We start from the raw sequence: 6,544 nt of genomic DNA, 5'->3' as shown, positions 1-6,544 counted from the left end.
CGCCTGGCACAGGAGGGACTGGCCCGAAACAAACGTAGGAGCGGCTTTAGCCGCGAAGCGCCGCGCGGGCGGCGCTCGATCTCACAGGCGCTGAATGTGTCGAGGCGAACGCTTCGGCGCTCGATCTCCCAGTCGCTGAACCTCTCAAGCCAAACGCCTGTCAGACCCACAAATATCTCCCGCAATCAATCTTTCACCCCTCGCGACTGGTGACCTTGCGCCCCCGTGTATAAGGTATAGGCATTGCGGTAAATGGACAGGAATCCTCCATGCGCTTCATCAATATTCTGGCAGCCGGTTGCCTGGCCCTGATCTCGGCCACTGCCCAGGCTGAAAATGTCGGCGGCCTCTATCAGGTGCGCGAGCCGGTCACAGGGCAGGGCGCAGAAGCCCGCGCCGCAGCCACCGTCAATGCCTTCGACACCCTGGTGCTGCGCCTGACCGGTGACCCCAAGGCTGCGCAAAGCCCGGCTCTGGCCGAGCTGCGCAAGGACCCGCAGCAAATCATCAACCAGGTGGGCAGTGAAGCCGGGCCACCGGAGTCGGTGCAGGTGGAATTCGACCCCGGCAGTACCGAGCGAGCCCTGCGCAAGGCCGGCCTCGCCCTGTGGGGCAGCAACCGGCCGTCGATCCTCGGTTGGTGGCTGAACGACAGTGCCGAGGGCAGCAACCTGGTCGGTGACGGCCAAGCCAGCGCCCAACCCCTGCGCCGTGCAGCCCAGCACCGTGGCCTGCCGTTGCGCCTGCCGCTGGCTGACTTGCAAGAGCAGCTGGTAGCCGATGCCAAGCAGATCGAAAACAGCGACCCGGCGCCGTTGCGCGAGGCCGCCAAGCGCTATGGCGCCGATGCCTTGCTGGCTGTGCACGCCCAGGAAGCCGACGGCAAGTGGCAGGGCAAATGGCAGCTGTGGCTGGGCGACCAGCGCGAACAAGGCAGTGCCGAGGGCGCCGACCAGGCAGCCCTGGCCGATGCGGTGATGCTCGCGGTCAGTAGCCGACTGGCGCCGCGCTATGTCACGCGCCCGGGCGCCAGCAGCCAATTGCAATTGCAGGTGCAGGGGATGAACCTGCAGCGTTACGCCGAACTGGCCCGCGTACTCGAACCCTATGGCCCACGCCTGCAGATGGCTGAAGGCTCTACCCTGACCTACGGTGTAACCGCCAACCGCGAACAGCTGCGTGCCCAGCTTGGCCTGGCCAAACTGCAGGAGGTGCCGCTGGAGCAGGCGCCTGCACTGCCTGCCACGCCAGCCCCCGCAGCAAATGCCGGAGCGGATCAGCCCGCGCCGGCCCAGCCAGCGCCCAAGCCGTTCGACGGCCTGCGTTTTCGCTGGTAAGGGGAGCACACCGTGACCGACATGCGTCGCTGGATCTGGCTGGGCGCTGCCCTGCTGATCGCCGTGCTGCTCTATAGCTTGCACAACATTCTTACCCCGTTCCTGGTGGGTATCCTGCTGGCTTACCTGGCCGACCCGCTGGTCGACCGCCTTGAACGCATGGGGCTGTCGCGTACCTGGGGCGTAGTGGTGGTGTTCGGCCTGTTCAGCCTGGTGCTGCTGGCATTGCTGCTGGTACTGGTGCCGCTGCTGGCCAAGCAGCTGGTGCGCCTGTACGAGCTGGCGCCGCAGATGCTCGACTGGCTCGAACACGTGGCGCTGCCATGGGTGCAGGGCCGCATGGGCCTGGCTGATGGCTTCTGGAAATTCGACAAGATCAAGGCCGCCATTGGCGCACATATGGGCCAGACCACCGACATTGTCGGCATGCTGCTGTCCCATGCCACCGCGTCGAGCCTGGCGTTGATGGCCTGGCTGGCCAACATGGTGCTGATCCCGGTGGTGGGCTTCTATCTGTTGCGTGACTGGGACCTGATGATGGGCAAGCTGCGTGGGCTGTTGCCGCGCCAGCGTGAGCCGCAAGTGATGGGGCTGGCGGGCGAATGCCATGAAGTGCTGGGGGCGTTCGTGCGCGGGCAATTGCTGGTGATGGTGGCGCTTGGCATCATCTATTCGGTCGGCCTCATGCTGGTGGGGCTGGAGCTTGGCCTGCTGATTGGCATGATCGCCGGGCTGGCGGCCATCGTGCCGTACATGGGCTTCATCATTGGTATTGGTGCGGCCTTGGTGGCCGGCCTGTTCCAGTTCGGTGGCGACCTGTACCCGATGCTGGGCATCGTCGCGGTGTTCATGGTCGGGCAGGCGCTTGAAGGCATGGTGCTGACCCCGCTGCTGGTGGGCGACCGCATCGGCCTGCACCCGGTGGCGGTGATCTTCGCCATCCTGGCAGGTGGCGAACTGTTCGGCTTTACCGGGGTGCTGCTGGCGCTGCCGGTGGCGGCAGTGATCATGGTGCTGTTGCGGCATATGCATGACCTGTACAAGGAATCGGACATGTATGCCGGGGATATCGACCCGCAATTGTAATCCTTGGGCCGCCTTTCGGACCCCTGTAGGAGCGGCCTTGCGTCGCGATGGGCTGCGCAGCAGCCCCAGAATTGTAGCCCCAGCACAAATTGTCGGGGCTGCTGCGCAGCCCATCGCGACGCAAGGCCGCTCCTACAAGGGGGCGCATTACAGGCGTCCAGCGCGCAACCTGTTGATTTTGCTTGTGCTATCTGTTGCCGAGATTGTGCGGCCTGCGTTGCGGGTATAGACTTTGCACATTGTTCACCAAAGGCCCCCTGCGGTCCTGTCGACCGCCCGCGAGCATGAAACCACCGATCCAGTTGCCCCTGGGTGTGCGCCTGCGCGATGACGCCACCTTCATCAACTACTATCCGGGCGCCAATGCTGCGGCATTGGGCTATGTCGAGCGGCTATGCGAAGCCGACGCCGGCTGGACCGAGAGCCTTATCTACCTGTGGGGCAAGCAGGGTGTTGGCCGTTCCCACCTGCTGCAGGCCGCCACCCACCGCTTTCAGCAACGCGGCGAGCCCGCTGTCTACCTGCCCCTGGCACAACTGCTCGATCGCGGCGTGGAGTTGCTCGACTACCTGGCCCAGTACGAACTGGTGTGCATCGACGACCTGCACGTGATTGCCGGCAAGGCCGACTGGGAAGAGGCCATGTTCCACCTGTTCAACCGCCTGCGCGACAGTGGCCGGCGTTTGCTGCTGGCCGCCTCGGCATCGCCGCGCGAATTGCCGATCAAGCTGCCGGACCTGAAGTCGCGGCTGACCCTGGCCCTGGTGTTCCAGATGCGTGGCCTGTCCGACGAAGACAAGCTGCGCGCCCTGCAACTGCGTGCTTCGCGCCGTGGCCTGCACCTTACCGACGAAGTCGGCCACTTCATCCTGACCCGCGGCGCACGCAGCATGAGTGCGCTGTTCGACCTGCTCGAACGCCTCGACCAGGCCTCTTTGCAGGCTCAGCGCAAGCTGACCATTCCCTTCCTCAAGGAAACCTTGGGCTGGTAACGCTGGTAACCCCCTGAAAACGCTGGGCCAGAGCGGAAAAACAAAAAAGTCACATCTTTTTCGATAAAATTTGCAAATGGCCATGATAGAGGGCATAGTTTCACCCTTCTAAAGGATTACAGACACGGTCGTGCCCATGCTAAAGCGCTTCGCACCCCTCGTGCCACTCGCACTCGTGACCCTGCTTTTTGGCTGCGCGGCCCAAGGCCCGGCTTCTCATTCAGAGCCACAGGATCACACCCCCATCGCCGCACAGGCGGCGATCAAGGCCAAAGCCTCGTCCTCGTCGGTATTCGGCGAGCCGGAAGAGCTGGCCACTGAAGATGACCTGGCGGTCTTCTCCAGTAACAGCAAGCCTTACCAGCTGCCAGTCCTGGCTGACAGCATTCTCGAGCGCGGCATGTCGTTGATCGGCACCCGCTACCGCTTCGGTGGTACCTCGGAAAAGTCCGGCTTCGACTGCAGTGGCTTCATCGGCTACCTGTTCCGCGAAGAGGCGGGCGTAACCCTGCCGCGTTCGACGCGTGAAATGATCAACGTCGATGCCCCGAAAGTGGCGCGCAACAAGCTCAAGCCGGGTGACCTGCTGTTCTTCAGCACCAATGGCCGCGGCCGTGTCAGCCATGCTGGCATCTACTTGGGTGACAACCAGTTCATCCACTCCAGCAGCCGCCGTAGTGGTGGCGTGCGCATCGACAGCCTCGGTGATCGTTACTGGAGCAAGACCTTTATTGAAGCCAAGCGTGCCTTGGCCATGGCGCCGACCAACATCGCGCGCAACTGATGGCAAAATGATGTACTCTCCCGCGGCGGCGATGCTTAAAAAAGCTCGCCGCCGTGCGCATTTACAGAAAGCGTCTAATCTAAATTCTCAACTCTTTTCGGCTGCGGCCGTTCGGTCTCAGACAGGATGTTCTGGCCATGGTAAAGATGGCGCGCTTCGCCTTTGTCTCCTTGGCAGCCTTGCTGGCTGCCTGCTCCAGCCGCGCGCCTGCGCCGGCCCCTGTGGTACAGCCGCAGATCACCTATAGCCAGCCCAGCCCCTCGCCAATTGCCGATGACGTGTTGATTCGCGCCATTGGTCTGGTCGGCACGCCTTATCGTTGGGGCGGCAATACCCCGGATTCCGGCTTCGATTGCAGTGGCCTGATCAAGTACGTTTACCGCGATGCAGCGGGCATCAGCCTGCCGCGTTCCACGCGGGAGATGATCGTGATGCGCGCGCCGACGGTGGATGCCAGTTCGCTGCAGTCCGGTGACCTGGTGTTCTTCGCCACCAGTGGTGGCTCGCAGGTCAGCCATGCCGGTATTTATGTCGGCGAAGGCCGTTTTGTGCATGCGCCCTCCGCGGGGGGCACGGTACGCCTGGACTACCTGTCCAACAGCTACTGGTCCAAGGCTTACCTGCAGGCCAAGCGGGTCATCCCGCCAGGGCACCTCGCGCAAAACCCCTGATTGCAGTCTTATGTACGCCTTGTTGCGCGATCCCTGTAGGAGCGGCTTCAGCCGCGAACCCCGGCAACGCCGGTGCCATGCACCGCGGTGTCTGTTTCGCGGCTGAAGCCGCTCCTACAGGGATTGTGCCAACTTTCAGGTTTTGGCAAGGCAGGTCTGGCATCTAGGTCATTGCAGGCTGGCCAGGCTCATTGCGCCTTGCTCACCCGCCAGACCATATTGCCGACATCATCGGCCACCAGCACGCCACCACGCCCATCATTGATTACCCCCACCGGTCTGCCCATGGCCTTGTCATGCTCATCGAGGAACCCGGTGAGCAGGTCCACGGGCTGGCCCGAGGGCTTCCCTGAACTGTCGAACGGCACGAAAATCACCTTGTAGCCACTGTGCGGCTTGCGGTTCCACGACCCATGCTGGCCCACGAGTGCCCCTTGTTCGAACGGCGGCGGCAGCGCGCCCGGTTCGGCGAACGCCAGCCCCAGCGATGCAGTGTGCGGGCCCACGGCATAATCGGGTGCCAGCGCCCGGGCCACTTTTTCAGGGGCAGGCGGTTGCACGCGGTCGTCCACATGCTGGCCGTAGTAGCTGTAAGGCCAGCCGTAGAACCCACCGTCCTTCACTGAGGTGATGTAGTCGGGCACCAGGTCGCTGCCGATCTCGTCACGTTCATTGACTGCCGTCCACAGGGCGCGGCTGTGGGGTTCCCACGCCAGCCCGTTGGGGTTGCGCAGCCCGGTTGCGAACAGCCGCTTCTGGCCAGTGGCAGGGTCCACTTCCCAAATCGCCGCGCGTCCCTGTTCCTTGTCCAGGCCGTTCTCTCCCACGTTGCTGTTGGAGCCGACAGTCACATAGAGCTTCTTGCCATCGGGGCTGGCGATCACGTTCTTGGTCCAGTGGTGGTTCAGCGGGCCGCCGGGCAACTCGGTTACAACACGGCCCTTGCCGCTGATCTGCATGGCTCCTGGCTCATAATGAAAACGCAGCAGCTTGTCGGTATCGGCCACATACAGGTCCTTGCCCACCAATGCGATGCCGAACGGCGAGTTGAGCCCTTCGATGAAAGGCAGATGGATTTCTGCTGCGCCATCGTGGTCGGCATCGCGCAGCAGGGTGACGCGGTTGGCACTGGGTACGCGAGCGCCTGCGCGCGCCATGACCTTCTTCATGGCCCAGCCGCGGAGGCCTTTGCCGTCTTCGGGCTTTGCAGGGGCGTTGGTTTCGGCCACCAGGATGTCGCCATTGGGCAGCAGATACAGCCAGCGGGGGTGGTCCAGCCCGCTGGCGAATGCGTTTACCTGAGTGCCTGGGGCTGCCCGTGGCTTGGTGTTTTCGGGCCAGCCCACTGCCGGGGCGATGTTCACGGTGGGAAGGGCAGTCTTGACTGGTGCAGGCAGCTGTGGGGTTGGGCCACTGCCATCGCTTACGTCCAGCAGGGCGGTTTCGCCGCAGGCGGTCAGGCTTGCGGCCAGCAGCCAAGGCATCAGGTTTCTCATGGGCGGCGTCCTCCAAAGAAGGCCTATGAGGTTGAGAGGTCGACGTAGTCCGCCGGGTTCCCGGGAATCATCAAACTGCCGTTGCCGTTGCCGTTGCCGTTGCCGTTGCCGTTGCCGTTGCCGTTGCCGTTGCCGTTGCCGTTGCCGTTGCCGTTGCCGTTGCCGTTGCCGTTGCCGT

General features: G+C 63.4%; 6 protein-coding genes. 5 read left to right on the top strand and 1 reads right to left on the bottom strand.

The window, feature by feature from the left end; all coding sequences use genetic code 11:
• The first annotated feature begins 269 nt into the window (after positions 1-269).
• From ACIP1G_RS31780 to ACIP1G_RS31760, 5 genes are all read left to right on the top strand, one after another.
• The gene (locus ACIP1G_RS31780; protein WP_400744567.1) at positions 270-1,337 is read left to right on the top strand and encodes a DUF2066 domain-containing protein; all 1,068 of its coding nucleotides are present in this window, start codon (positions 270-272) and stop codon (positions 1,335-1,337) included.
• Between the two features lie 12 nt (positions 1,338-1,349).
• Positions 1,350-2,423, top strand: a complete 1,074-nt coding sequence (locus tag ACIP1G_RS31775; RefSeq protein ID WP_400744564.1) for an AI-2E family transporter — start codon at positions 1,350-1,352, stop codon at positions 2,421-2,423.
• 284 nt (positions 2,424-2,707) lie between these two features.
• Positions 2,708-3,415: a DnaA regulatory inactivator Hda gene (hda, locus tag ACIP1G_RS31770; RefSeq protein WP_003252443.1), complete on the top strand. Its 708-nt coding sequence runs from the start codon at positions 2,708-2,710 to the stop codon at positions 3,413-3,415.
• Positions 3,416-3,551: 136 nt separating this feature from the next.
• Positions 3,552-4,199: a C40 family peptidase gene (locus ACIP1G_RS31765; protein WP_400744561.1), complete on the top strand. Its 648-nt coding sequence runs from the start codon at positions 3,552-3,554 to the stop codon at positions 4,197-4,199.
• 137 nt (positions 4,200-4,336) lie between these two features.
• Positions 4,337-4,870 carry an NlpC/P60 family protein gene (locus tag ACIP1G_RS31760; RefSeq protein ID WP_400744558.1) on the top strand — a complete coding sequence of 178 codons (534 nt, stop codon included), beginning with the start codon at positions 4,337-4,339 and terminating at the stop codon, positions 4,868-4,870.
• A 188-nt stretch (positions 4,871-5,058) separates the two neighbouring features.
• Here the strand turns inward: ACIP1G_RS31760 and ACIP1G_RS31755 are convergent, their stop codons facing one another.
• Complete coding sequence (locus ACIP1G_RS31755; protein WP_400744556.1) at positions 5,059-6,366, bottom strand: PQQ-dependent sugar dehydrogenase; 1,308 nt, start codon at positions 6,364-6,366, stop codon at positions 5,059-5,061.
• Positions 6,367-6,544 lie beyond the last annotated feature (178 nt).

The organism is Pseudomonas sp. NPDC089392 (assembly GCF_044749595.1).
In the GTDB taxonomy this organism is placed as follows: domain Bacteria; phylum Pseudomonadota; class Gammaproteobacteria; order Pseudomonadales; family Pseudomonadaceae; genus Aquipseudomonas.
Note: the sequence above shows the minus strand (reverse complement) of the source record. Positions and strands in the feature narration are given on the sequence as shown.

Coding starts and splice junctions, on each gene's coding strand:
- hda (WP_003252443.1), top strand. CDS start 2,708: ATGAAACCACCGATCCAGTTGCCCCTGGGTGTGCGCCTGCGCGATGAC.
- ACIP1G_RS31780 (WP_400744567.1), top strand. CDS start 270: ATGCGCTTCATCAATATTCTGGCAGCCGGTTGCCTGGCCCTGATCTCG.
- ACIP1G_RS31765 (WP_400744561.1), top strand. CDS start 3,552: ATGCTAAAGCGCTTCGCACCCCTCGTGCCACTCGCACTCGTGACCCTG.
- ACIP1G_RS31760 (WP_400744558.1), top strand. CDS start 4,337: ATGGTAAAGATGGCGCGCTTCGCCTTTGTCTCCTTGGCAGCCTTGCTG.
- ACIP1G_RS31755 (WP_400744556.1), bottom strand. CDS start 6,366: ATGAGAAACCTGATGCCTTGGCTGCTGGCCGCAAGCCTGACCGCCTGC.